This is a genomic window from Rugamonas brunnea (genome assembly GCF_014042345.1).
In the GTDB taxonomy this organism is placed as follows: domain Bacteria; phylum Pseudomonadota; class Gammaproteobacteria; order Burkholderiales; family Burkholderiaceae_D; genus Rugamonas; species Rugamonas brunnea.
In genome coordinates this window covers 54611-79568 of sequence record NZ_JACEZT010000002.1, presented here as the reverse complement: position 1 = coordinate 79568, position 24958 = coordinate 54611, and the positions used below count along the sequence as shown (strand labels likewise).

24 protein-coding genes are annotated in these 24958 nt (G+C 65.6%); 9 read left to right on the top strand and 15 right to left on the bottom strand.

Annotated features, from left to right (window positions below; translation table 11 throughout):
* Nucleotides 1-6 precede the first annotated feature (6 nt).
* On the bottom strand, nucleotides 7-492 hold the full coding sequence (locus tag H3H37_RS04125) for a hypothetical protein (protein WP_182160386.1): 486 nt from the start codon (nucleotides 490-492) through the stop codon (nucleotides 7-9).
* A gap of 214 nt (nucleotides 493-706) precedes the next feature.
* Between H3H37_RS04125 and H3H37_RS04120 the strand changes: the two genes are divergently transcribed.
* Both H3H37_RS04120 and H3H37_RS04115 read left to right on the top strand, forming a co-directional pair.
* On the top strand, nucleotides 707-1573 hold the full coding sequence (locus H3H37_RS04120; protein WP_182160385.1) for a beta-keto acid cleavage family enzyme: 867 nt from the start codon (nucleotides 707-709) through the stop codon (nucleotides 1571-1573).
* Nucleotides 1573-2247: an acetyltransferase gene (locus H3H37_RS04115; RefSeq protein WP_182160384.1), complete on the top strand. Its 675-nt coding sequence runs from the start codon at nucleotides 1573-1575 to the stop codon at nucleotides 2245-2247. Before H3H37_RS04120 ends, H3H37_RS04115 begins: the two co-directional genes overlap by 1 nt.
* Here the strand turns inward: H3H37_RS04115 and H3H37_RS04110 are convergent.
* On the bottom strand, nucleotides 2228-3799 hold the full coding sequence (locus H3H37_RS04110; RefSeq protein WP_182160383.1) for a glycosyltransferase: 1572 nt from the start codon (nucleotides 3797-3799) through the stop codon (nucleotides 2228-2230). The genes H3H37_RS04115 and H3H37_RS04110 overlap by 20 nt on opposite strands.
* A 372-nt stretch (nucleotides 3800-4171) precedes the next feature.
* Between H3H37_RS04110 and H3H37_RS04105 the strand changes: the two genes are divergently transcribed.
* Together H3H37_RS04105 and H3H37_RS04100 are read left to right on the top strand one after the other, a co-directional pair.
* Nucleotides 4172-5476 carry a cytochrome C gene (locus H3H37_RS04105; RefSeq protein ID WP_229218653.1) on the top strand — a complete coding sequence of 435 codons (1305 nt, stop codon included), beginning with the start codon at nucleotides 4172-4174 and terminating at the stop codon, nucleotides 5474-5476.
* A 51-nt stretch (nucleotides 5477-5527) separates the two neighbouring features.
* Nucleotides 5528-5803 carry a high-potential iron-sulfur protein gene (locus H3H37_RS04100; protein WP_182160382.1) on the top strand — a complete coding sequence of 92 codons (276 nt, stop codon included), beginning with the start codon at nucleotides 5528-5530 and terminating at the stop codon, nucleotides 5801-5803.
* Between the two features lie 92 nt (nucleotides 5804-5895).
* Here H3H37_RS04100 and H3H37_RS04095 read toward each other — a convergent pair whose 3' ends face one another.
* The 4 genes from H3H37_RS04095 to H3H37_RS04080 all read right to left on the bottom strand — a co-directional run bounded on the left by H3H37_RS04095 (nucleotide 5896) and on the right by H3H37_RS04080 (nucleotide 11725).
* Nucleotides 5896-8601: a DNA topoisomerase III gene (locus tag H3H37_RS04095; RefSeq protein WP_182160381.1), complete on the bottom strand. Its 2706-nt coding sequence runs from the start codon at nucleotides 8599-8601 to the stop codon at nucleotides 5896-5898.
* A gap of 224 nt (nucleotides 8602-8825) precedes the next feature.
* Entirely contained in the window at nucleotides 8826-9290 is a 465-nt protein-coding gene (locus H3H37_RS04090) for a Smg family protein (protein ID WP_182160380.1), read from the bottom strand.
* Between the two features lie 192 nt (nucleotides 9291-9482).
* A complete protein-coding gene (gene dprA, locus H3H37_RS04085) occupies nucleotides 9483-10619 on the bottom strand; it encodes a DNA-processing protein DprA (protein WP_182160379.1) in 1137 nt (378 codons plus the stop codon).
* Nucleotides 10620-10627: 8 nt separating this feature from the next.
* Nucleotides 10628-11725, bottom strand: coding sequence for a LysM peptidoglycan-binding domain-containing protein (locus tag H3H37_RS04080; RefSeq protein ID WP_182160378.1), 1098 nt, complete (start codon nucleotides 11723-11725; stop codon nucleotides 10628-10630).
* A 343-nt stretch (nucleotides 11726-12068) separates the two neighbouring features.
* Here H3H37_RS04080 and def point away from each other — a divergent pair, with 343 nt between their 5' ends.
* The 3 genes from def to H3H37_RS04065 are packed head-to-tail and all read left to right on the top strand — an operon-like array spanning nucleotide 12069 to nucleotide 14556.
* Nucleotides 12069-12611, top strand: coding sequence for a peptide deformylase (def, locus tag H3H37_RS04075; RefSeq protein WP_182160377.1), 543 nt, complete (start codon nucleotides 12069-12071; stop codon nucleotides 12609-12611).
* Nucleotides 12612-12662: 51 nt separating this feature from the next.
* Entirely contained in the window at nucleotides 12663-13619 is a 957-nt protein-coding gene (fmt, locus tag H3H37_RS04070) for a methionyl-tRNA formyltransferase (protein WP_182160376.1), read from the top strand.
* 34 nt (nucleotides 13620-13653) lie between these two features.
* Nucleotides 13654-14556 carry a LysR family transcriptional regulator gene (locus tag H3H37_RS04065; protein ID WP_182160375.1) on the top strand — a complete coding sequence of 301 codons (903 nt, stop codon included), beginning with the start codon at nucleotides 13654-13656 and terminating at the stop codon, nucleotides 14554-14556.
* Here H3H37_RS04065 and H3H37_RS04060 read toward each other — a convergent pair.
* The 3 genes from H3H37_RS04060 to H3H37_RS04050 all read right to left on the bottom strand — a co-directional run bounded on the left by H3H37_RS04060 (nucleotide 14553) and on the right by H3H37_RS04050 (nucleotide 15773).
* On the bottom strand, nucleotides 14553-14801 hold the full coding sequence (locus H3H37_RS04060) for a BrnA antitoxin family protein (protein WP_182160374.1): 249 nt from the start codon (nucleotides 14799-14801) through the stop codon (nucleotides 14553-14555). The two genes, H3H37_RS04065 and H3H37_RS04060, sit on opposite strands and share 4 nt — an antisense overlap.
* Complete coding sequence (locus H3H37_RS04055) at nucleotides 14785-15057, bottom strand: BrnT family toxin (RefSeq protein WP_182160373.1); 273 nt, start codon at nucleotides 15055-15057, stop codon at nucleotides 14785-14787. Before H3H37_RS04055 ends, H3H37_RS04060 begins: the two co-directional genes overlap by 17 nt.
* Nucleotides 15058-15152: 95 nt before the next feature.
* On the bottom strand, nucleotides 15153-15773 hold the full coding sequence (locus H3H37_RS04050; protein WP_182160372.1) for a cysteine hydrolase family protein: 621 nt from the start codon (nucleotides 15771-15773) through the stop codon (nucleotides 15153-15155).
* Nucleotides 15774-15991: 218 nt separating this feature from the next.
* On the opposite strand from H3H37_RS04050, the gene metH reads away from it, so the two are divergent.
* Nucleotides 15992-19777 carry a methionine synthase gene (metH, locus tag H3H37_RS04045; protein WP_229218650.1) on the top strand — a complete coding sequence of 1262 codons (3786 nt, stop codon included), beginning with the start codon at nucleotides 15992-15994 and terminating at the stop codon, nucleotides 19775-19777.
* On the opposite strand, the gene H3H37_RS04040 is transcribed toward metH, so the two are convergent.
* A complete protein-coding gene (locus H3H37_RS04040; protein ID WP_182160371.1) occupies nucleotides 19731-20387 on the bottom strand; it encodes a hypothetical protein in 657 nt (218 codons plus the stop codon). The two genes, metH and H3H37_RS04040, sit on opposite strands and share 47 nt — an antisense overlap.
* Nucleotides 20388-20635: 248 nt before the next feature.
* Between H3H37_RS04040 and H3H37_RS04035 the strand changes: the two genes are divergently transcribed.
* Nucleotides 20636-21028, top strand: a complete 393-nt coding sequence (locus H3H37_RS04035; RefSeq protein ID WP_182160370.1) for an SPW repeat protein — start codon at nucleotides 20636-20638, stop codon at nucleotides 21026-21028.
* Between the two features lie 72 nt (nucleotides 21029-21100).
* Here H3H37_RS04035 and H3H37_RS04030 read toward each other — a convergent pair whose 3' ends face one another.
* The 5 genes from H3H37_RS04030 to H3H37_RS04010 form a co-directional block, all read right to left on the bottom strand.
* Nucleotides 21101-22381: an EAL and HDOD domain-containing protein gene (locus H3H37_RS04030; RefSeq protein WP_182160369.1), complete on the bottom strand. Its 1281-nt coding sequence runs from the start codon at nucleotides 22379-22381 to the stop codon at nucleotides 21101-21103.
* A gap of 143 nt (nucleotides 22382-22524) precedes the next feature.
* Entirely contained in the window at nucleotides 22525-23313 is a 789-nt protein-coding gene (locus H3H37_RS04025) for a class II glutamine amidotransferase (RefSeq protein ID WP_182160368.1), read from the bottom strand.
* 103 nt (nucleotides 23314-23416) lie between these two features.
* Nucleotides 23417-23674, bottom strand: coding sequence for a BTH_I0359 family protein (locus H3H37_RS04020; protein WP_182160367.1), 258 nt, complete (start codon nucleotides 23672-23674; stop codon nucleotides 23417-23419).
* A gap of 115 nt (nucleotides 23675-23789) precedes the next feature.
* Nucleotides 23790-24221, bottom strand: coding sequence for a GTPase (locus H3H37_RS04015; protein WP_182160366.1), 432 nt, complete (start codon nucleotides 24219-24221; stop codon nucleotides 23790-23792).
* Nucleotides 24218-24928, bottom strand: coding sequence for a response regulator (locus H3H37_RS04010; RefSeq protein WP_182160365.1), 711 nt, complete (start codon nucleotides 24926-24928; stop codon nucleotides 24218-24220). Before H3H37_RS04010 ends, H3H37_RS04015 begins: the two co-directional genes overlap by 4 nt.
* Between the last annotated feature and the right edge of the window lie 30 nt (nucleotides 24929-24958).

The window sequence follows — 24958 nt, the reverse complement described above, 5'->3', positions numbered from 1 at the left end:
GGGCGTTCAGGCGGTGGTGAACAGGGTGCTGACCAGGCTGGAATTGACGGACGCCTGGATCACGGCACCGGCCAGCGAAGGGTTGGTTTTGAGCAAGTCAGCCCAGTTGCTGGACGCCTGCGTGGACGGCAAGCCCGCCAGCACGCCGGCGCCGTTGTAGATGCCGGAGGTGGCCGTGGTGTCGGTGCCGGTCAGCGTGCCGATCACACCTAGCTGCAACGCCTGCTGGGCCAGGTTGGCCGTGTTGCTGCCCGGCACGGGCACGGTGGCCGGTTCGGCCAGGATGCCGGCCTGTTGCAACGATTCCAGCAAGCCGCTGGGCGTGTAGACGGTGACGCCCGTGGAACCGCCAAGCGAAGCGACCACGGCTTGCTGCGCCGACAGCGCGACGGCGGCATCCGGCAAACCAACGCCGCCATTGGTCTGGGCCGGCGGCACATAGGTCTGGAAGGACGACGATGGATAGCTGACGGAATTAAGCGCAATGGTCATGGCTGACACTCCTGACTCTTTCACTATAGGTGGCGGACCCGGCACACGCAAGTGCGCACGATGGCCGGGGATGCCAGGATGGGCTGGCCAATCGTGACTCCGACGCAACAGTGCCGCACAAAAGCTGACTGGCCAAATGGGGCGCGCAACCCTGCCACCTATAATGGCGATAAATTCATCGCGCCGCGGCGCATGCACTGCCGCCCTCTTGCCCATGTCCTCACCGTCTGCCGCTGACCACAGCACGCCCCTGATCATCAACCTCGCTCCCACCGGCATGGTGCCCACCCGCGCCATGTCGCCGCACGTGCCGCTGGCGCCGGAGGAAGTGGTCGAGGATGTGACGCGATGCGCGGCATTGGGCGCGGCCATGGTGCACCTGCACGCGCGCGCGCCCGATGGCACACCGACGGAAGACCCCGCCATCTATGGGCGGATGATAGGCGCGCTGCGGGCCGCCGCACCCGACCTGGTCGTGGTCACGTCCACCAGCGGCCGGCTGGTGCGCGAAGTGGAAAAGCGGGCCGCCAGCCTGTTCCTGGAAGGCGATCTCCGGCCCGACATGGCCAGCCTGACACTGGGCTCGATGAATTTCGCCACCACCGCCAGCGTCAACGAACCGCAGACCATCATCCGGCTGGCCCAGCTGATGCAGGAGCGCGGCATCAAGCCGGAACTGGAAGTGTTCGACCTGGGCATGGTGAACTTCGCCAAGATCCTGATCGACAAGGGCTTGCTGGAGCCGCCCTACTACTTCAACATCCTGCTCGGCAACCCGGGCACGGCGCAAGCGACGCTGATGCACCTGGCCGCCATCGTCGCCGACCTGCCGCCGCAATCGTACTGGTCGCTGGCCGGACTCGGCCGTTTCCAGGCCCGCGCCACGGCGCTGGGCGTGGTTATGGGCCACGGGGTCCGCATCGGCCTGGAAGACAACCTGTGGCTGGACCAGGAACGGACGGTACTGGCCACCAACGCCCAGTATGTACAGCGCATCGTGGCCCAGGCCCAAGCCATGGGCCGGCCCGTCGCCACGCCGCGCGCCGTGCGCACCATGCTGGGCCTGGCGCAGCGAGGTTGATGATGGACGCACAAAAACTGGTCATCTTCGGCACCAGCAACATCCTGTCCGACCTGTTCGACTGCGCGCTGGCGCGCGGTCTGCAGCTGCACAAGGTGGTGCCGCACCTGGGCGAGGAGGTGGGTGAGCGCGACGTCAGCCTGGCCGAGCGCCTGCGCCAGCTGAGCCTCCATTGCACGCCGCCCCAGGTCCAGCCATTCGACGCATTCCGGCCGGAGCCCGGTGAACTGTATCTGCTGGGGCCGACCACGCCTGCCCGGGCCGCGCTGGCCGACGAGCTGACGGCGCGCCACGGCCTGCGCTTTCACACGCTGGTCCACCCGACAGCCTATGTGTCGCCGCTGGCCACGCTGGGGCCGGGCGTGTTCGTGGGCGCCAACAGCGTGATCGGTCCCGGCGCCGTGCTGGCCGAACATGTCTTCGTCAACCGCGGCGTCACCATCGGGCACGACACGCGGATCGGCGCGTTCTCGCGCATCCAGCCCGGCAGCAACCTGGGCGGCCTGTCCAGCATCGGCCGCGGGGTCACGGTCGGCATCGGCGCCACCCTGCTGGAACGGCTGGTGGTGGGCGACCACGCCTTCATCGGCGCCGGCGCCGTGGCCACGGCCGACGTACCGCCGGCCACGCTGGTGGTCGGCATCCCCGCCAAATTCAAGAAGACGCTGGCATAGCGGTCCGGCGCTGGAACAGCGCCAGCGCCGCTTCACTGGCCGCACGCAGCGCGGGGCCGCCGCGCGCCAGGTCCAGCGTGTCGGCAAACAGCGTCCGCATCGCCGCGCCCGCGCTGGCGCGGGCGGCAGGATCGGCCATCAGCCTATCCAGCGCGGTGAAATAGGCGTCGCTGTCGGTGACGGCCGCCGCGCCAATCTTGTCACCGCCGTCGGAGCCGGCGAACGCCACCACCGGCAAGCCGGCCGCCATCGCCTGCGCCACACTCAGGCCGCCGCCCATGCGTGGCGGATTGACGCAGATGTCGCAGCAGGCGAGCAGCTCCTGCACATTGGACAGGTGCCCCATGGCGCGCACCCGCCCTGGGGGCAAGCCCTGCAGCGCGGCCGGCATGCTGGCGCAGCCGGGCAGCAGCCAGACCGCGTCCGGCGCCGCCGTCATCATCGCCACTATGCGCTCCGCCCACGCTCCCGCGATCTCCTCGCCCAGCCGGTAACCGACGGAGACCAGCACCAGCGCCGAGGCCGGCAAGCCCAGGTCCGCACGCGACAACGGCGCCCCGGGACGGTCCAGCTGTACCCGGTACGGGTAATGCCAACCCATGCTGGGCGGCATATCCGGTCCCCACGGCGCACGCACGGTCCCCGCTTGCGCCGCATCGGCCGCCAGCCACACATCGACCGGCGCGATGGGCGCCGTCGACTGCACCGACAGGCCCAACACGGGACGCTGTGGATACAGCAATTCAATCCAGGGGGAATACAGGCCGACAAACAGAATCAGGTCGGGATCGAACGCCACCATCCTTTCCAGCAAGGCGCTCCAGCGCCGCAGCAACGACATGCGTTCATCGGCCAGGTGGATCGTCATCGGCCGCCGCAGCGCGCGCGCCCACGCATCCGGCGCCGGCAGCTCACTGGCCGTGGTACGGCCGCAGCCCAGCAGGTTCGGCATCTGCGTGATGTTCAGTTCACGGGCGCAGTACAGCTCCACGCTCATCCCGTCGTCTTGCAACATGGCGCCGTGCGCGAGCGCCATCCTGGTCGGCGCGTGGCCGGCGATGCCCAGTTGGGGCACCACCAGCGCCACCCGTTCGATACGGGTGACGGCACGCGCCGGCAAGCGCAGCGCCGTGTGCGCCGCCAGCCGCTGGCCGGCGCGGCGCGCCAGCGCCGGCATGTGCATGGCGCGCATGGCGTCCACAAAGGCACTGCGGCCCGCTTTGCCCGCCAGCGCGTCGTACCAGCTCACCCCCATGTGGGCGGCGATACGGTCGGCATCGACCGGCTGCAACGCCAGCAGCGCGGCCGACGCGGCCTCGTACCAGCGGTCCTCGCGGGTCACGTAGGCGAGGAAGGACGCGCACAGGAAACCGGGGACGCCGCCGCCGTCCACATGCTGCCCCAACATGGCACGCACCGCCGACTGCATGGACTGCGGGGCGGCCTCGTACAGGGGACGCAGCCGGTGCCAGCAATGCGCGGCCGAGGGATTGCAAAGGACCTGTTCCAGTGCATCCTCCAGCAAGTGTCGGGTGACGGTTTCCTGATTCATAGGCAGATGTTCAAATGGGCGCATGAAACTATACGGGCGGCGGGCGCGAATTCCAAGCTTGCGCTGGACGGCGCTGTTGCATTTGCGTCCCCCATCCACACCCAGCAGCCGCGCAGCGATGAACCTTGCGGCGCTGGTTCGCCCCCTTCGACAAGCAGGCCACCTCACGGGCGAGCACCGGGGCAAGCTGCTGGTTCCAGTGCAATATTGACAATGTTTGAGATAAATCAAACCAGCAGTGCTGCGGCACACCACAATTGATCGGCTCGCCTTGGTGCACCTTGGTCCTGACGCCTGCCCTTGAACAAAGTGGCGGCGACCGGGCATCAACGGGCATCGTTCACCAGCCCGTACCGATCAGAGGATGCCGCCATGCCCACCCGTCCACTCCGCCCGTCCCGCCGCGCCGCGCTCGTCGCCATCGCGCTTTGCTGGGTGTCCAGCGCGGCGCATGCCGTGCCCAGCTTCGCCCGCCAGACCGGCCTCGATTGCATGACCTGCCACCTGAGCTGGCCGGAGCTGACGCCCACCGGCCGCCAGTTCAAGCTCAATGGCTACACGCTGGGCGAACGTTTGCGCCTGCCGCTGGCGGGCATGCTGCAAGCGTCGGCCACGTCCACCGCCAGCGTCGATCCACGCGTGGCGGACAGCTTCCCCAAGGACCGGCAGGCGACGCTGCAGCAGGCCAGCGTTTTCCTGTCTGGCAAACTGGCAGAGCACGTGGGCGTGTTTTCCCAGTACAGCTACGACGGTGTGGAACATCACGGCAGCATCGACAATGTCGATCTGCGCTATGCCAATCACACGGGGGAGGCAACCGGCAAAGTGGTGTACGGCTTCACGCTGCACAACAACCCCACCGTGCAGGATGTCTACAACACGGGACAGGCCTGGGGCTTTCCCTATGCCAGCTCGCCGGTGGCGGCAGCACCCAACGCGGCCACGGCCATCGAGAGCTTGGGCCAGCAGGTGGCGGGCCTGGGCGCCTACGCCCTGTGGCGCGACACCGTGTATGGCGAACTCAGTGTCTACCGCACGGCCGACGGCGCGTTCTCGCCGCTGCGCCTGGGCACGGACCATGCGGAGGACGCCGCCCTGAAAGGCTATGCGCCGTACTGGCGGCTGGCCCTGCAACATGACTGGGACCACGCGCGCCACTCGGCCATGGTGGGCGCCTACGGCCTGGTGCTGGACCGCTATCCCGACAACACGGTGCGCAGCGGCCCCACCGACCATTATCGCGACCTCGGCGTCGACGCCCAATACCAGTACATCACGGACCGGCACCGCGTGTCGGCCCAGTTGAACTATGTGAGCGAGAAAGCGCGCATCGGCGCCGCCAGCAACGCCAGCAACGACTTGCACAGCCTGCGCGCCAAGGCCACCTACTACTTCGACAAGCAATACGGCTTCAGCGTGGGCCGCTTCGCCACCCATGGCACGGCCGACGACGCGCTGTACAACACGGGCGAGCCGGTCAACGGCAGCGCCACGGGCAGTCCGAACAGCGCCGGCACCCTGTGGGAGTTCGACTACCTGCCCCGGCGCGACGTGCGCTTCATGCTGCAATACACGCGCTACAACAGGTTCAACGGCGCCGCCACCAACTACGACGGCCAGGGCCGCAACGCGCGCGACAATAACGCGCTTTACCTGATGTTATGGCTGATGTTCTGACGCCAGAAACGGTATAAACGGTATAAATCAGATCGAAAAGGAGATGACGCCATGAACAAGGAACCACTATCCCGGCGCCGGGCCTTGCGCGGCGCGCTGGCGCTGGCCGCGCTGGCGGCCGCTGGCGGCCTGGCGCGCCCCCGCGCGGCAATGGCCGGCAACGGCGCCAAAACGGACTTCCAGTACCAAGACCACCCGCAGGATGGCCAGCACTGCGCGCAATGCGCCGCATTCCAGCCGGGCCCGGAGGGGGAACCCGGCAGTTGCCGCCTGATCAGCGGCGCCATCAATCCAAACGGCTGGTGCATCGCGTTTTCACAACGCTAGACCGTCATTGGGCTTACGTCCCCACTCGCGGCGTCCCCATCGGCACAGACCGAAGACAAAAAAAACCGGGACGCTGGGGTCCCGGTTTTGTTTTACTCCGCTGCCGCTGCCGTCTTCTTGGCGGCAGCCTTCTTGGCCGGCGCCTTGACGGCTGTCGCCGTGGCGCGCTTGGCGGGCGCTTTGGCCTTGGTGGCGGTGGCCTTCTTGGCCGGCGCCTTGGCTGCCTTGGCCGGTGCTGCCGCCTCCTCCGCGCCGGCGGCACCTTCCGCGCCGTCGTCCGCTACCGCACCGGCCTTGCCCTTGGCGCCGGGCTTGGCTTTGCGTTCCTCGAACTCGAAGCTGATCTTGCCATCCTTGCCCTTGACGAGGAAGGCCTTGAACGGCCGCCGCGTGCGCTGCGAGATGAAGCCCGGCAGCAGGTCCGTCTTGCCGTCGTTGAGCAGCTTGGCCATCTGCTCGGGCAGGATCTCCTGCTGCAGGATGATGCGGCCGCTGCGGAAGTCGCAGGTCTTGGGCTTGGCCACGCTGTGTTCGCACACATAGGCGAGCCCCATCTCGTACACGCCGGCCGCGCATTTCGGGCACGGGCCGAGCGGGGTCTGGCCGGTGAAGTCCACGCCCTCGCCGTCCTCGCCCGCCTCATCGTTCTGGCCGAAGTCGAACTCCAGCTTGAAGTTGTTGATGTCCTCGTCGCGCACGATGCGCAGGATGGCGGCGAACGGCCGGCCCATCTTGGAGCGGAAGCCTTGCAGCGGGCCGATGGTGCGGTTCTTCAGCAGTTCTTCCACTTCCTCGATCTCGAACTGGCGGCTGCCCGGCGTCTTGCTCATCGAGAAATCGCACTTGGTGCAGGCGAAGCGACGGTAGTTTTCCTTGACCACGCCGCCGCAGTTCGGGCACGGCGTGCGCATCGTGTGGTAGTCGCCGGGAATGGTTTCGTTGTCGTATTCCTTGGCGCGCTTGACGATGATCTGGGTCATCTGGGCGATTTCGCGCATGAACTCCTCGCGCGAGATCTTGCCCTTCTCCATTTGCGACAGCTTGTATTCCCATTCGCCCGTCAATTCCGGCGCCGTCAGTTCGTTCACGCCCAGGCCGCGCAGCAAGGTCATCAGCTGCGACGCCTTGGCGGTGGGGATCAGCTCGCGGCCTTCGCGCACCAGGTAGCGTTCCGTCAGCAAGCCTTCGATGGTGGCCGCGCGCGTGGCTGGCGTGCCCAGGCCCTTGCCGGCCATGGCGTCGCGCAATTCATCGTCCTCGACCAGCTTGCCGGCGCCTTCCATGGCCGACAGCAGCGTCGCTTCCGTGTAGCGGGCAGGCGGTTTGGTGACCAGGCCGTTGGCCGTCACTTTATCCGTATGGACGTTCTCGCCCTTGGCCACCGGCACCAGGTTGCCGCCCGTGCTGTCGGCCTTGTCCTCGTCGGACGACGCTTCCTTGCCGTAGATGGCCAGCCAGCCGGGGTTGGTCATCACCTTGCCTTCGGTCTTGAACTGGTGGCCCGACACTTCCGTGTAGCGGGTCGTCACCTGGAACTCGGCCGGCGGGAAGAACACGGCCATGAAGCGGCGCGTGACCAGGTCGTACAGCTTCTGCTCGGGCTCGGACAGGTTCTTGGGCGCGATCGTGGTCGGGATGATGGCGAAGTGGTCCGAAATCTTGGCGTTGTCGAAGATGCGCTTGTTCGGCTTGACCCAGCCCTTGTCCAGGATCTGCTTGGCGAACTGGTGGTAGTTCGGGTTGTCCTTCACCACTTCCAGCGCCTGCATCACGGTCGGCATGTAGTCTTCCGGCAGGTGGCGCGAATCGGTACGCGGATAGGTCAGCACCTTGTGCTTTTCGTACAGCGCCTGGGCCAGGCCCAGCGTGTTCTTGGCCGAGAAGCCGAAGCGCGAGTTGGCTTCGCGCTGCAAACTGGTCAGGTCGAACAGGGCCGGCGCCATCGAGGTGGTCGGCTTGGCCTCCTCCGTCACCTTGCCCTGCTTGCCCACGCAAGCCATGGCGATGGAGTCGGCCGCGGCCTTGCTCCACAGCCGTTCGGCTTTCTTCTCGGGGTCGGTATCGTCCTTCTTGAACTTGGTGTCGAGCCAGCGGCCTTCATACACGCCGGCCGCGCACACGAACTGCGCGCGCACTTCCCAGAAGTCGCGCGGCACGAATTTCTTGATCTTGTCTTCGCGGTCGACCACGATCGACAGCGTCGGCGTCTGCACCCGGCCCACCGTGGTCAGGTAGAAGCCACCCTCTTTCGAGTTAAAGGCCGTCATGGCGCGCGTGCCGTTGATGCCGATCAGCCAGTCCGCCTCCGAGCGGCAGCGGGCCGCGTCGGCCAGCGGCAGCATTTCCTCGTCGCTGCGCAGGTGGGCGAAACCGTCACGGATGGCGCCCGGCGTCATCGACTGCAGCCACAGCCGCTTGACCGGCTGCTTGGCCTTGGCGTTCTGCGCGATCAAACGGAAGATCAGCTCCCCTTCGCGGCCCGCGTCGCATGCGTTGATCAGGGTGGTGACGTCCTTGCGCTTGATCAGCTTGTTGAGCACCTTGAGCCGCGCTTCCGTCTTGGCGATGGGATTGAGCGCGAAATACGGCGGGATCATGGGCAGGTGGGCGAAGCTCCACTTGCCGCGCTTGACGTCGTGTTCTTCCGGTACGGCAATTTCCAGCAAATGGCCGACGGCGGAGGACAGCACGAACTCGTCGGACTCAAAGTACTCATCGTGCTTGGTAAAGCCGCCCAGCGTCTTCGCGATGTCGTTCGCGACAGATGGCTTCTCGGCGATGATGAGGGTTTTGCTCATATTTTGTTGTCTCGTAGTTACTCTGGGGTGGGTACAGCATGCGCATCATACATGGGCAATGCGGCAAAGGCTGAATTTTTGCGGGCCCGGACGGTGGCAACTTGTCAAAGCGCCAATAATAAACGGGTTGCAGCGCAAAGGGCAAGCATGGCGCGCAGGCCGTACGTGACGGCCCGTTCGGTGTCGCGGAACACAACGGCGGGGGGCCGGCATGCCGGCACGGGTCAGTGCAGCAGGCGCGGCGCCTGGTCTTCGTCGGAACCGAACAGGTCGTCGAACATCAGCGCGTCCGGCTCCTTGCCCTGGCTCCACAGCAGCATCAGCACGATGACCTTGAGCTTGGCCAGCGACACGGGCACTTCGTCCAGCGCCAGGGCCCGCTCGATGACGATCTCGCGTTGCAGTGGCAACAGCACCTTGGCCGATTCCAGGAACTGGATGAAACCGATGGCCGCCGTGCCCAGCACGTCCTGCTCTTCGTCGACATAGAAACGGGTGCCGGTGGAGGCCGCCGTCAGGGTCTGTTCCATGCCGGCCATGGCCGTCAAGTCCGTCAACCACACGAGCGCCTCGGAAATCTCGACGTCGTCGAAACCGACGGCCGACAGTTTCCTGGCCAATGCCTCCGGTTCCGGACAGGCATCAGGGCGGTAATACGTCTCGTAGAGATAAACAAGGATGTCGAACATGGCGCTACTCTATCAGTTAAATCAGATGGGGCACAAGTGCCACACGGGCCGTGCAAGCGACTGGCCGCAACACCAGGAAAAGAAGTCGTTTCAAAATGACCATGGCTAGGCGTGGCGCCGAAGACAGTGCGCCTGCACGGCAAGGCAGCTGCGCCGCGAGGCGCAGCGAAAACGACGCCATGGGCGCGACTTCTAGCGGCCACAGCGTTGGAACAGGCCGCCGGGCAGCCGCTCGACCAGGCCGGCCAGCTCCAGCGCCAGCAATTGGTTTTGCACGGCAGGCAAGTCCAGGCCGCGCCGCAGCGCCAGCAGTTCCGGCGAGGCCGGATCGCCGCCCAGCGCCGCAAGCAGCGGATCGATAAAGCTGTCGTCGGGCGCCGCCCCGGCCACGCCCGGCGCCTGCCCGGCCAGCGCCGCCAGCACATCGTCGGCCGATTCGACCAGCCGGGCGCCCTCTTTAATCAGCGCGTGGCAACCTTTGGCCAGCGTGGCGTGGATGGAACCGGGGATGGCATACACGTCGCGCCCCTGGTCCAGCGCCAGCCGGGCCGTGATCAGTGAGCCGGAACCAGCCGCCGCCTCCACCACCAGCACGGCGCGCGCCAAGCCGCTGATGATGCGGTTGCGTTTGGGGAAATTGGACGAACGCGGCACCGTACCAAGCGGCAATTCGCTGACCAGGCAGCCGTGCTCGGCGATGCGGCCGGCCAGGCCCGCGTTGCGTTGCGGGTAAATCACGTCGACACCGGTGCCCAGCACGGCCACCGTGCCGCCCCCGCCCAGCAGGCCGCCTTCGTGGGCGGCCGCGTCGATGCCCAGCGCCAGGCCCGACACGATCACCAGCCCGGTCCCGGACAGCGCCTCGGCCAGCTGGCGCGCGTTGCTCGCGCCCTGGGCGCTGGCGTTGCGGCTGCCCACCATGGCCAGCGCGTCGCGCGCCAGCAGTTCGGCCCGGCCTTGCACATACAACAACAGCGGGGCATCGGGAATGGCCCGCAGCGCGGGCGGATAGTCGGGGTCGTCCAGCGCCAGCACGCGGCGCGCCGGCAGCCGCAGCCAGCTATCGATGGCGTCCAGCTGGACGGCCACGGCGTCGGCCGTCTCGCCGCTGGCAGCGCTGGCCAGCGCGCGCGCCTGGGCGGCGTTGAGCCAGCCCGGCAAGCCGCCATGGCCGGCGGCGAAGATGGCTGTTGGGGAGGAAAAATCAGCGAGCAGGCGGCGCGCCGTCAGCAGCCCCACGCGCGGCGTCAGGCTCAGGCGCAGCCAGTCCGCCAGCGGCGCGCGGGACGCTGGCGGGGATGCGGCGGGTTGGGTATCCGTGGCTTGCACGGCGCGGCTTACTCCGGTGATTGGGCAACGTCGCCCACCTCCACCGGCGCCGTGACCTGCATGATCAAGCCATACGAAATATGTTTGAACACGCGGAAGATAAACAAGCTGCCCACTTCCTCGTCCGGCAGCTTGACCTGCGGATCGCTCATGCCGTGCCAGCCCTTGCTGGCGCCCGGATCGCTGACGGTCCTGCCGGTATGGTACAGCTGCAGCACGGAGCCGATATCGAGTCCGTCAAGCTTGCCGCGATTAATGCTCACCACCTGGTTCTGGCCCGCGTGGGTCACGCCGCCGTAGATGGCCGCCACGCGCGCTTCCACCCGCTGTTCCGGCGGATGGGGCACATAGTTGCGCATCGGCGTGGGTGGCGCCTGCATCAGCTGGTCGCCCACGCCCATTTCCTCCTTGGCCGTGGCCACGGTGAACGTATGCACGTCGCTGCCGGCCTTGGCCGGTGTGCGCAGCTTGAGCGTGCCCAGGTAGAACGCTTCATAGCCGATCACGGCATGGGTGACGGGGTCCTTCAGCGCGTTACCGGGACGGAAGGCCTGGAACGAGGTGCCATCCTTGAGGTCGCCGCGCACATAGGCTTTGTCGTCCTTGCCCAGGAACACGTGGCCTTCCTGGGTGGCGATGATGCGCGGCGCGTTGTTCAGTTCATCGTTCTCGATGATCAGGGGCTGGGTCAGGAAGGGTTCGATCACGCCGGACGGGATGGAGGGCACGGCGTCCTTGCCCAGGCCTTCCGTGCGCACCTGCGGCGACAGGCGCAGCGTACCGGCGGCGCTGCCGTCACCGGCCTCGATCTTGTTGCCCAGCCGCAGGCGGCCGGCGGCGCGGTCGAACCAGATGATCTGACCCGGATAAATCCAGTGCGGGTTGTGGATCTGCTCCTTGTTCAAGTCCCACACTTGCGGCCAGCACCAGGGCTTTTCCAGGAAACGGCCGGAAATGTCCCACAGCGTGTCCCCTTTGACCACCAGATGCTGGTCCGGCGCGTCGGGCCGGAACTGGCAGTTCATGGCTTGCGCCGGGAGGGCGGCGCCCGCCGAAAAAAAAGCCGCCACGAACAAGCGGGTACCGACTGTGCTAAAATTTTTCATTCATAATGTCCGTTAAGTGCAGCTCGGCGCTGGGCCGGGAGCCGGCCCGCCACAGGGCAATCATGGCGGCGATACATGACCGTTTCGACCAGTGGGGAACGAGAAGGCTGGCCTCGGGCTTGCCATACTGAATCAAATTCTGCCCACAAAACCCTCAACTAGCAAGCGAAACCACGTCCACGCGGCGGGCGCGGCTGTTGCATTTTTGACGGGGCTGGACCACCATTTGCCGCACGCGACACCACGCCAGTTGTTAAGGCAATCACACAGTTATTAAATCGCTTAGTTAATCGCTTAGTTAATCACTCAGTTAATCGCATCGTTAAAGTCAGTTAAAGTCAGCATGTCCATACTCAATATCCTGCGTTACCCCGACCCACGCCTGCACAAGGTCGCCCAGCCCGTTACCCAGTTCGATGCCCGGCTCGAAAAGCTGGTGGCCGACATGGCCGAAACCATGTACGACGCGCCCGGCATCGGCCTGGCCGCGTCGCAGGTGGACGTGCACGAACAACTGATCCTGGTCGACATCTCCGAAACCAAGGATGCGCTGGTGGCCTACATCAACCCGGAAATCATCTGGGCCAGCGATGAGATGCAGGTCTACGACGAGGGCTGCCTGTCCGTACCCGGCATTTACGACGGCGTGGAGCGCCACGCCCGCGTCAAGGTGCGCGCGCTGGACGTCAAGGCCCAGCCGTTCGAAGTGGAAGCGGACGGCCTGCTGGCCGTGTGCCTGCAGCACGAGATGGACCACCTGAAGGGCAAGGTGTTCGTCGAATACCTGTCGCCGCTCAAGCGCAACCGCATCAAGGCCAAGCTGCAGAAGGAAGAACGGGGCATGGCGCGCGAAGCGAACCTGCGCGCCCAGGGCCGCCGCTACTGATCTCCCCCTGCCGCCCGGTGCGGCGGCCTGCATCACCAAGGAACAATAAAAATGAAAGTGATCTTCGCCGGCACGCCGGAATTCGCCGCCGTGGCCCTGCAAGCGCTGCACGAGGCAGGCTTTGAGATTCCCCTGGTGCTGACCCAGCCCGACCGCCCGGCCGGGCGCGGCATGCACCTGCAACCGTCAGCCGTCAAACAGTACGCCGTGGCGCATGGCATGGAAGTGCTGCAGCCGCTGTCCTTGCGCATGGATGCCAAAGATCCGCAACGCGCCGCCGAGGCGAAGGCGGCCCACGAACGTCTGCTGGCCACCGACTACGACGTGATGGTGGTGGCGGCCTATGGCCTGATCCTGCCGCGCAGCACGCTCGACATCAAACCCTGCCTGAACATCCACGGTTCGCTGCTGCCGCGCTGGCGCGGCGCCGCGCCCATCCACCGCGCCATCGAAGCGGGTGACGCGGAAACGGGCATCACCATCATGCAGATGGAGGAAGGGCTGGACACCGGCCCCATGCTGCTGGTCGAACATGTGGCCATAGTCGCCGACGACACCACCGGCACCGTGCACGACAAGCTGGCCGCGCTGGGCGGCACGATGATCGTGCAGGCGCTGCGCAAGCTGGAACAAGGCAAGCTGGAAGCCGTGCCGCAGCCGGAAGCGGGCGTGTGCTACGCGGCCAAGATCAGCAAGGACGAAGCGGCGCTGGACTTCAACCTGAGCGCCGCCGAAATCAGCCGCAAGATCCGCGCCTTCAATCCCTTCCCCGGCGCCTGCGCGCCCGTCAACGGCGTCAACATCAAACTGTGGGCGGCCGAGGTGCTGGACGCCGACAGCAGCGTCCCGGCCGGCCACGTGGTGGCGGCCGACAGCCAACACGGCATCGTGGTCGCCTGCGGCCGCGGCGCGCTGCGCCTGACGGAACTGCAAAAGCCGGGCGGCAAGCGCATGCCGGCCTCCGAGTTCATCAAAGCCTTCCCGCTCGAAGGCCAGCGCTTCGCGTGAACGCGCATCCTTCCCGCCTCGCCTGAACGGCCGCATGGACCAGCTAGCGGCCATGCGCGCCTTGCGCCGGGTAGTGGAACTGGGCAGCTTCACGGCCGCCGGCGAGGCGCTGGGCCTGTCGCACACGGTGGTGTCGCGGCAGATCAGCCACCTGGAAGCGAAGCTGGGTGCGCAACTGCTGAACCGCACCACGCGCCGCTTCGCACTCACCACGGCCGGCACCGAATACTACGCGGCCTGCAAACACATCCTCGACGCGCTCGATGACGCCGACCGTGCCGTCGGCCAGCACCAGGCCAATCCCAGCGGCACCTTGCGTATCAACGCGCCGATGGCGTTCGGCACGCAGGAACTGGCGCGCTGGCTGCCGCAGTTCCTGGCCAGCTATCCCGAGCTGCGGGTGGACCTGGTGTGCAATGACCGCATCGTCGACCTGATCGAGGATGGCTTCGACGTGGCGCTGCGCCTCACGCGCGACCTGCCCGACTCCACCCTGATCGCCAAACGGCTGGCCAGCAGCCGCGTGATGCTGGTGGCCTCGCCCGACTACCTGCGCCGGCACGGCACGCCGCGCACGCCGCAAGATCTGCTGCAGCACAACTGCCTGACCTACACCCAAGTGGCGCGGCCACAGGAATGGCGCTTCACTGGGCCGGACGGTGCAGACGTGGCCGTGACCGTGCGCGGCAGCCTGCAAGCGAACACGGGCATGGCCTTGTGCACGGCGGCGTTGGCCGGCACCGGCATCACCACGACCGCGTCATTCCTCGCCCATGCCGAGCTACGCAGCGGCGCACTGGTGCAGGTGCTGCCCGATTACCCGATGCGTCCGCGCGAACTGTATGTGCTATACCCGCACAATCGCCATCTGTCGCCCAAGGTGCGGGTGTTCGTGGCGTTCGCCGCCGAGCTGTATGCGTCGCGCGACTGGGATTAGTCGGCATTTTTCTGCGCATCCATGTAATCACGCAGCAATTGGTTAATGCGCTGCTGATAGTCGGGACTGTGCTGCTGGAACCACGCATAGATGTCGGCATCGACCAGCACGGTATTCTTCTGTATCAACGGCCCACGCATCTGCGCATGCTTGAAAAATTCCTCGCCAAGCTCGGGAATATCGCTCAGGTCGATCTCGTCATCGGCAAGATTGACCCAACTCTTCTTGCTAGTAACCTCGTTCATATTGCCTTTCCTCGTGGCGTGTCGCCTTCCTTGCTGAAATGATCCTCGTAACGTGGTCACTTTTCTGGACAAAGACCACGGTCGCCAGTACCGACCCGACGAACCCAATTGAGATGTAGCGATCCTCGCCATACAGTCCGCGGTCGTCGAACCAAGTCAGCGCAGGATGGTCGAATATTTTTGCTGCCTCCTCAAAGCTGAGCCCGTGCTTTTGAACATTGATCCGATTCTTACGTTCATCCCATTCGAAGCGCATCGCGTCACACCGTAGTATAGGATGCGCAACGGCGCGCACCTAGAGCAGTGTGCGCGCCATCGATCCGCCAGCGCTTGCGGCAGGTCAGCGCAGCCTCATGCCGTGACAGGCAGCTCCAGGATGGCATTGGTGGTCAGCACCTGCGCGAAGTTGTCGGACAGGGCAGTCAGCGTCACGTTGTGCAGATCGGCTGCGCTCGTTACGCCGCCGTTCCAGCCGGCGATGTCGCGCGAGGCGCTGGCGTCGGCCACCACCAGCACGTCGTATTTCTGCGCGCCGAACTGGCGCGCGTCGCGGGCGGCCGTGGACACACACATATGCGTCATCAGCCCCGCGATGATCAGCGTGCGGATGCCGCGCGCCTGCAACTGCGCGTGCAGGTCGGTGCCGGCGAAGCTGCTGACGCGGTCCTTGCGCACCACGACATGCTGCGGCCGCACGGCCAGCTCCGGGTGGATCTCGGCCATCACGCTGCCTTCCGCGAACACCGGCGCGGCCGGGCCGTTTACATGCTGGATGTGGAACACGGGCATGCCGTGGGCGTCCGCCAGCGCGGCCAGGCGGTTGGCGTTGCGCAGGGCCGGCAGGCCGTCCGGGATGGGCACGCGGCCGTTGTAGTACTCGTTTTGGAAATCGATCAGCAGCACGGCGGTGCTGGCGGCGTCCAGCTGCTGGACGGGTTGGAGGCCGGCGATGCTGCGCAGGGTGGCGGTCATGGTGTGCTCCTCAAAAGTTGGTCAGTGCAGCCATCTTATTTGCGCACCCAACACAGCACCAGACGTCAAACACCACATAATTTGTGCATATTTTGCACAAATATGGGCGTTGTTGCTGCGACGCAGCAGCGGCCTGAAGCTTCCCCCGCGATGCCGTATAATTTTAGACCGCCGTCAACTTTTCCAGCGGCCGCCCTTCCGCCCTCAGAAAGTATCAAATGAACAATACCGTGTCCCATCCCGCCATGTCCAAGACCGATGCCCAATTGCGCGAGATCCTGTCGCGCCGGATCATGATCCTCGACGGCGCGATGGGCACCATCATCCAGCAGTACAAGCTGGACGAGACGGCCTATCGTGGCGGCCCCGCCGGCCGCTTCATCGACTTCGCCGCCCCCGTCGACAGCGGCGCGCGCGAGCTGTTCGTCAAAGGTAACAACGAACTGCTGACGCTGACCCAGCCCCAGGTGATCCAGGAGATCCACGAGCGCTACCTGGCCGCCGGCGCCGACATCATCGAAACCAACACCTTCGGCGCCACCACCATCGCCCAGGACGACTACCACATGGCGCACCTGGCGCGCGAAATGAACGTGGCCGCCGCCAAGCTGGCGCGCGCCGCCTGCGACAAGTACAGCAGCGCCGACAAGCCGCGCTTCGTGGCCGGCGCGCTCGGCCCCACGCCGAAGACGGCCTCCATCTCGCCCGACGTGAACGACCCGGCAGCCCGCAACATCACCTTCGACCAGCTGGTGGCGGCCTACCACGAACAGGTGGAAGGGCTGGTCGAAGGCGGCGTCGACATCCTGCTGGTGGAAACCATCTTCGACACGCTCAACTGCAAGGCCGCGCTGTTCGCCATCGACCAGTACTTCACCGAGCATCCCGCCGTGCCGCGCCTGCCGCTGATGATCTCGGGCACCGTGACGGACGCCTCGGGCCGCATCCTGTCGGGCCAGACCGTGCCCGCGTTCTGGAACTCGGTGCGCCATGCCAAGCCGCTCACCATCGGCCTCAACTGCGCGCTGGGCGCGGCCCTGATGCGCCCCTACGCCGAGGAGCTGTCGCGCATCGCCGACACCTACGTCTGCATCTACCCCAACGCCGGCCTGCCCAACCCGATGAGCGACACCGGCTTCGACGAGCTGCCGGCCGACACATCTGCCCTGCTGCGCGAATTCGCCGACGCCGGTTTCATCAACGTGGCCGGCGGCTGCTGCGGCACCACGCCCGACCACATCGCCGCCATCGGCCAGATCCTGGCCAGCACCGCGCCGCGCACCGTGCCCACCGTGCCGGTGGCGCAGCGCCTGTCGGGCCTGGAGCCGTTCACCATCGACGACGACTCGCTGTTCGTCAACGTCGGCGAGCGCACCAACGTGACCGGCTCCAAGGCCTTCGCGCGCATGATCCTCAATGAGCAGTACGACGAGGCGCTGTCGGTGGCGCGCCAGCAGGTGGAGAACGGCGCCCAGGTGATCGACATCAACATGGACGAGGCCATGCTTGACTCGCAGGCCGCCATGACGCGCTTCCTGAACCTGATCGCGTCCGAACCGGACATCTCGCGCGTGCCCATCATGATCGACTCGTCCAAGTGGTCGGTGATCGAGGCGGGCCTCAAGTGCGTGCAGGGCAAGTCCATCGTCAACTCGATCTCGATGAAGGAAGGCGAAGAGGAATTCATCCGCCAGGCGCGCCTGTGCCTGCGCTACGGCGCGGCCGTGATCGTGATGGCCTTCGATGAAAAAGGCCAGGCCGACACCTTCGAGCGCAAGATCGAAATCTGCGCGCGTGCCTACAAGGTGCTGACCGAGCAGGTGGGCTTCCCGCCGGAAGACATCATCTTCGACCCCAACATTTTCGCCATCGCCACCGGCATCGAGGAGCACAACAACTACGCGGTGGACTTCATCAACGCCACCCGCTGGATCAAGGACAACCTGCCGCACGCGAAGATTTCGGGCGGCGTGTCCAACGTCTCGTTCAGCTTCCGCGGCAACGACCCGGCGCGCGAAGCCATCCACACCGTATTCCTGTACCACGCCATCAAGGCCGGCATGACCATGGGCATCGTCAACGCCGGCATGGTGGGCGTGTACGACGACCTGCCGGCAGAGCTGCGCGAGCGCGTGGAGGACGTGGTGCTGAACCGCCGCGAGGATGCGACGGAACGCATGATCGAATTCGCCGGCACGCTGAAAGCGGGCGGCAAGCAGGAAGCGCAGAACCTCGAATGGCGCGGCCATCCGGTGGAGAAGCGCCTGGCGCACGCGCTGGTGCACGGCATCACCCAATGGATCACCGAAGACACCGAGGAGATGCGCCAGCAGGTGGCCGCGTCCGGCGGCCGCCCGATCCACGTGATCGAAGGCCCGCTGATGGACGGCATGAACATCGTCGGCGACCTGTTCGGCCAGGGCAAGATGTTCCTGCCGCAGGTGGTCAAGTCGGCGCGCGTGATGAAGCAGGCCGTGGCCCACCTGATCCCGTTCATCGAGGAAGAAAAGCTGGCCGAGGAAAAACGCACCGGCATCGTGGCCAAACCGAAGGGCAAGATCGTCATGGCCACGGTCAAGGGCGACGTGCACGACATCGGCAAGAACATCGTGTCCGTGGTCCTGCAATGCAATAACTTCGAAGTGGTCAACATGGGGGTGATGGTGCCGTGCTCCGAAATCCTGGCGCGCGCCAAGCTGGAGAACGCCGACATCATCGGCCTATCCGGCCTGATCACGCCATCGCTGGAAGAGATGGCCCACGTGGCCAAGGAACTGCAGCGCGACGAGCACTTCCGCATGATGAAGATTCCGCTGCTGATCGGCGGCGCCACCACCAGCCGCGCCCACACGGCCGTCAAGATCGCCCACAACTACGAGGGTCCGGTGGTGTACGTGCCGGACGCCTCGCGCTCGGTGTCGGTGGCGCAGTCGCTGCTCACGCCCGAAAGCCGCGAGCAATACATCGCCGAAGTGGCGCAGGACTATGAGCGCATCCGCGAGCAGCACGCCAGCAAAAAGGCGCTGCCGATGGTGACGCTGGCCCAGGCGCGCGCCAACAAGGCCGTGCTGCCGTTCGCACCGGTCAAGCCCAAGTTCATCGGCCGCCGCGTGTTCAAGAACGTGGACCTGGCCACCATCGCCCAGTACATCGACTGGGGTCCGTTCTTCCAGACCTGGGACCTGGCCGGCCCCTTCCCCGCCATCCTGCACGACGAGGTGGTGGGCGAGGCGGCCACCAAGGTGTATGAGGAAGGCCAGGCCCTGCTCAAGAAGCTGATCGACGGCCGCTGGCTGACGGCCAACGGCGTGGTGGCCCTGCTGCCGGCCAACAGCGTCAACGACGACGACATCGAGGTCTACACGGACGACAGCCGCGAGACCGTGGCCTTCACCTACTACGGTCTGCGCCAGCAGGGCGTGAAGCCGGTGGTGGACGGCGTGCAGCGCCCCAACCAGTGCCTGGCCGACTTCATCGCGCCCAAATCGTCGGGCGTGCACGACTACATCGGCATGTTCGCCGTGACGGCCGGCCTGGGCATCGAGAAGTACGAGCAGCGCTTCGAGGATGCGCACGACGATTACTCGTCCATCATGCTCAAGTCGCTGGCCGACCGCCTGGCCGAAGCATTCGCGGAATACATGCACGAGCGCGTGCGCAAGGACCTGTGGGGCTACGCCACCGCCGAGACGCTCAGCAACGACGACATGATCGCCGAGAAGTACCAGGGCATCCGCCCGGCGCCCGGCTATCCGGCCTGCCCGGAACACACGGTCAAGGCCGACATGTTCAAGGTGCTGCAAGCCGAGGAGATCGGCATGGAACTGACGGAATCGTTCGCCATGTATCCGGGCGCGGCCGTGTCAGGCTTCTACTTCGCCCACCCCGATTCGAAGTACTTCGTGGTCGGCAAGATCGGCCAGGACCAGCTGGACGACATGGCGGCCCGCCGCCACGTCAGCAAACAGGAACTGGAACGCTGGCTGGCGCCGAACCTGTCGTAACACCGGGCTGTTCCGTACGCGGCTGCGGCAGCAGGCGCGAATCGGGCGGCAGGCTGGCCTGCAGCAGCTTGAGCGCCTCGGCCGTCAGCGCCACGAAGGCGTTCTGGTGTTCGGCCAGCTGGCGCGTCATCCACTGCCAGCCCTCCTCAGTCTCCTGCAACCATACGGTGCCGTCCGGGAACGAGGACGGCAGCGCGTCCAGCCCGGCCCGCACCACGATCTGGCTGCGCGGCCCCCACAGGTAGTCGGGTGGCGTGTCCTTGTGCCACGTGTAGCCATTCTTTTCCGCATAGGTGTGGTTGTGGCGGAACGTCAGGTCCACCACGTCCGGTTCACCCAGCCCGTCGGCCGACTCGATCCAGCAATGGTAGGCGCCGCCGGCCGGGTTGGCGAACGCCGCATTATCAACCATGCGCATCAGCTGCCCGCCGCCGCAATCGACGGCCGCCAGCCCCGCCACGGGCCGGTACACGCGATCGAGCACGATGCTGATCAGGTTGGAGCCGACCACCGCATACACATGGCATAGCGAACTGTATTGCTGCGGGTAATAGCTGCGTATGGTCTGGTTGACGCAATGGGCGATCAGCGATTTGATGGTGAGGGGCATGGGGCTGCTTTCGGTATGCGCTTTGTATCCTTCTGTAACGGCATGTTTCACAGAAACTTTACCCGACAGCAACTCGTTCGATCGGCGCCAAGCGTGCGCCATGGGGCGGCGGGATCTGGCTACCATGGGCCTTCCACCACCCCCGGCCCGCCCGTCGCGGTGCACCAGCCGGGAACTTTGGGCGCCAACGCCGGCCTAAGATGCACAGGGCCGCCGCGCAGCGCCGGCCAACTTCCCAAGGAGGCACTATGGCTACCAATCCAGATACCAACCCCGTTTCAGCCAAGCGATGGCAGGACCAGCTGATCCTGCTGCTGGGGCTGTGGCTGTTCATCACCCCGTGGGTGTTTTCCTATGCGATTCCATCGGCGCCGGCCTGGAACGCCTTCATCTCGGGCGCCGTGATCGCGATCCTGGCCGCGTTCGAGCTGTACCGCACCTATTTCTGGGCCGTGCTGGTCAATCTGTTCGTCGGCATCTGGGTGGCGATCTCGCCATGGGTGCTGAAAGTGGCGGACCAGCGCCCGCTGATGTGGAATGAAGTGATCGTGGGGCTGGCCGTGGTCGTGCTGGCACTGTGGGAAATGCAGACCGATCCCGAACTGCACAAGCACTGGCCGGGCGCCGGCCATGCCACCTGAGCGGCGGCCGGACAAAAAAACGCCGCGCGGGGCGCGGCGGTCGGAGAAAAACGGGCCGGGGTGGCAGCGTCGTTACAGCGCGTAGCGCACCACGTTATCGCTCCACTCGAAGGCGGCCATTTCCAGTTCCACCAGTTCGTCGGTGGACATGGCCAGGTCGCGCAGCGTGGGGATGATGTGATCGTCCATTTCTTCGATGCGTTCGATGCATTCGGCCAGCTTGAGCAAGTCGCCAAAGAAACCGCCACGGAACATCAGCGCCTCGGCCACTTCGTCGTTGACGGGGATTTGCTGCAGGATGTCGGCCATGGGGATGCCGAACAAGGTGTCCATCAACGACATGATGCCCACCGTGAAAGCGATATCGGCCGCATGGCGATGGCTGGGGCGCAGCTTACTGGCCAGCAGTTCCAGCAGGCGGCCACGCGTGGTGGCCAGCATCAGCAACGGGGTCATGCTGTGGCCCCGTTTGCTCGGTTCCGCGTACAGCATGATCTGCAGCCAGCGCTGCAACTGGCGCCGGCCCAGGATGGTGACGGCCTGGCTCAGGGAATCGATGCGCTGGCGCGCGCCCACGGCCGGCGTGTTGACCAGGCGCAGCAGGTTCAGGGCCAGCGACACGTCGCGCTTGATGGCGCGCTCGATCTCCAGGTTGTCGGCGTCCGAGGTCACCAGCGTCATCAGCTCCATCACGGCCAGCTGCGACGGCGACAACTTCTTGCCGCTCATGATGACGGGCTTGGCGAAGTAATAGCCCTGGAAATAATCAAAGCCCAGGTCCAGGCAGTTCTTGAACTCGTCGCGGGTTTCCACTTTTTCCGCCACCAGCTTCTTGTTGTCCTGGCGGAAGCGCGGCGCAAGCTTCATCAGTTCGGCCAGCGGCAGGTTGCGCATGTCCATCTTGACGTATTCCACCAGCGGCAACAGGGCCTGGACGTGGCCCGTGTCGGACGTCACGTTATCGAGCGCGAAGCTGAAGCCCTGCCCCACCAGTTCCGTCATGCGTTGCAGCACGGCTGGCGTGAGCGTCACGGCGTCCGTGACTTCCAGCACCACTTTCTCGCGCGGCAAGAAGGAAAAGATGTCGCTCATGATGACGTCGGCATCGGCATGCACGAAGCCCAGCGCGTCGCCCACCACCCGCTCCATGCCCAACTGGGCCGCGTGGGCGATGACGGACGCGGTGGCCGACAGGTCGTCGGTGACATGGGCCGGGCCCACGGGAGCGTTGCGGAACAGCAGCTCGTAGCCGAACAGGGCCTGGTGGCGGTCCAGTATCGGTTGGCGGCCCAGATAAAACTCGCGCACGCGCAAGCCTTGCGGGTTCGTATCGTTGCGGGATAAATCGATCATTGCCTGCTCTGGTCGGGCGGCAGCGGCGGTGGCGCACAGGCGACACCTATCACCACTACGCGCGGTTGAAAACGGAGAATATCTCTACTTTACTGCATTTATTCCCTATTGCTAATATTTTGCCGTCCGTTTAAGCACGATTCTTATATTAATTCAATGCTATCCCCTACTTGCGGCATGCCATCTACAAATAGTTTCAGCTCGCCCGGGGCGAACGGCGTCCATTGCTCATTGGTCGTCAGCGGCTGGGTGACGATGATGGCGACCCGGTCGTTCGGCGTGGTCACTTGGGAAAAGTCCACGCTCACGTCCTCGTCGGACAGGCTGGCCGTGTCGAACGGGTATTGCCGCACCAGGTAGTACAGGGCCGTGGAACAGTGGGCGAACAGTTCCGTGCCGCTCGACAGCAACATGTTGAAGGTGCCGTGGGTGGCGATCTCACGCACCAGCTCGGTCAAGGCGGCCCGTAGCTGGGCCAGCGGCGGGCGCGTGTCGCCGAAGCGGGCGCGCAATTGCTGCAACAGGTAGCAGAAGGCCCGCTCGCTGTCGGTGTCGCCGACCGGGCGATAGGCCCCATCGAGTACGGGCGCGAATTGCTTGAGGTCGCCATTGTGGGCGAACACCCAGTAGCGGCCCCACAGCTCGCGCACGAACGGGTGGCAATTCTCCAGCGCCACCTGGCCCTGGGTGGCCTTGCGGATGTGGGCGATGACGTTCTTGGATTTGATCGGGTAGCGTTTGATCAGCTCGGCCACGGGCGAGGCGACGGCAGCCTGGTGGTCGACGAAATGGCGCACGCCGGCGCCCTCGAAAAAGGCGATGCCCCAGCCGTCGTGGTGGGTATCGGTGTGGCCGCCGCGCATGGCGAAGCCGGTGAAGCTGAACACGATGTCCGTCGGGACATTGCAGTTCATTGCGAGAAGTTGGCACATGGTTCGGTGAGGGGAAGGCGGCGTAAAGCCCCAACCATACCATGCGCCGGAGGCGGCGTCGCCGGAATCCGGCGCGCGCCCCCGTCGTCCGTCCGGGACGCGCTTAATGCAACAGGACGGGTTGACTCATGAGCGAATCGTAATTGCCGAGGAATTCATCGATCTCGGCCATGGTGGGTTCCCCGGCGATCAACTGGTTGACGTCGCGCCGGAACGACTGGGCCAGGACGCCGGCGATAAAGATTTCGCGCTTGCCGCCCTTGTCAACAATTTCATAGCCGCCGAAACGCAGGGCTTCCAGATCCCGGTCGGCGCCGAATTCGACCACACTATACTGCTCGCTATTGTAGATGAGGTTCATTTTGCATCCTTCACGCTAAGGGGCGGAACGCTGGCGATCCGCCTTCAGCACCCACTTGGGGCTGGCGGCGGACGTTTTCAAGGGACCTCAGGACGGCCCGGGAGGCAAGCGGCGCTCAGGCCGCGATGTCGGCTTGCAATGCCAGCAAGGAACCATAGGGCGCCTCGGACAGCCAATCGCGCAGCTGGTCGAGGTGGCTGGCCGTTGCCATGCTGATGTAGAGCCGCGCGGGGGCATGGCGCAGCACACGGTTCAATGTTACGCGCAAAACGAGATTCCCGCTGCAATGCAGGCAGCCAGGGGCAATACGCAACAGTTGCAAGGCCGGGGGCGCGGGCTGCCCGGGGGCCGGGTTGGCCGGGTTGGCCAGGTCGGCCAGAGCGGAGTTGCCATCCGACAATCCCTCAAGGATGACGGTGGTGGCCAGCCCCGGCTGCAGGTGGGCGGCGATGGCGGCCTCGCGCGCGCCGGGCGTGGCGCCCGTGACCAGCCAGGTGGCAACGGGGGCACGCGGCGCGGGGCCGCCCGCCTGCCCCTGCGCCGTCATGCGTTTTTCTTGGCCAGCTTGCCCGGTTCCACGCCCAGTTGCTTGAGCTTGCGGTACAGGTGGGTGCGCTCCAGGCCCGTCTTCTCGGCCACGCGCGTCATGCTGCCGCCTTCGCGGCCCAGGTGGTGCTCGAAATACATGCGCTCGAACGCGTCGCGCGCTTCGCGCAGCGGCAGGTCGAACGACAGGTTGAACAGGTGGTTATCGCCGCCGGCCACGGCGGCGCCGGGACGGGCCGCGGCCGCCTGCGGGGCCTGGGCGCCAAAGCCGGCGCCGGCGCTTTCCTCAGCCTGGGCCTGCTGGGCGGGACGGGCCGCCAGCGTCGGCGCGCGCACGGTTTCCTGGGCCCGGGTCAGCCCCTGCTGCACGGCCTTGAGCAGCTTTTGCAGCGCGATCGGCTTTTCCAGGAAGTTCAGGGCGCCGATGCGGGTCGCTTCCACGGCCGTGTCGATGGTGGCATGGCCCGACATCATGATCACGGGCATGGTCAGCAAGCCGTCGCGCTGCCATTCCTTGAGCAGGGTGACGCCATCGGTGTCCGGCATCCAGATATCGAGCAGCACCAGGTCCGGCGCCCCGCCCGCGCGAGCCTCGCGCGCCTGTTGCGCGTTCTCGGCCAGCTGAATTGCATGTCCTTCATCGCTGAGGATTTCCGAGAGCAACTCACGGATCCCCATTTCATCATCCACTACCAGTATGTTTGCCATCTATCCCTGCCCTTCCTCATTTCGCCGCTT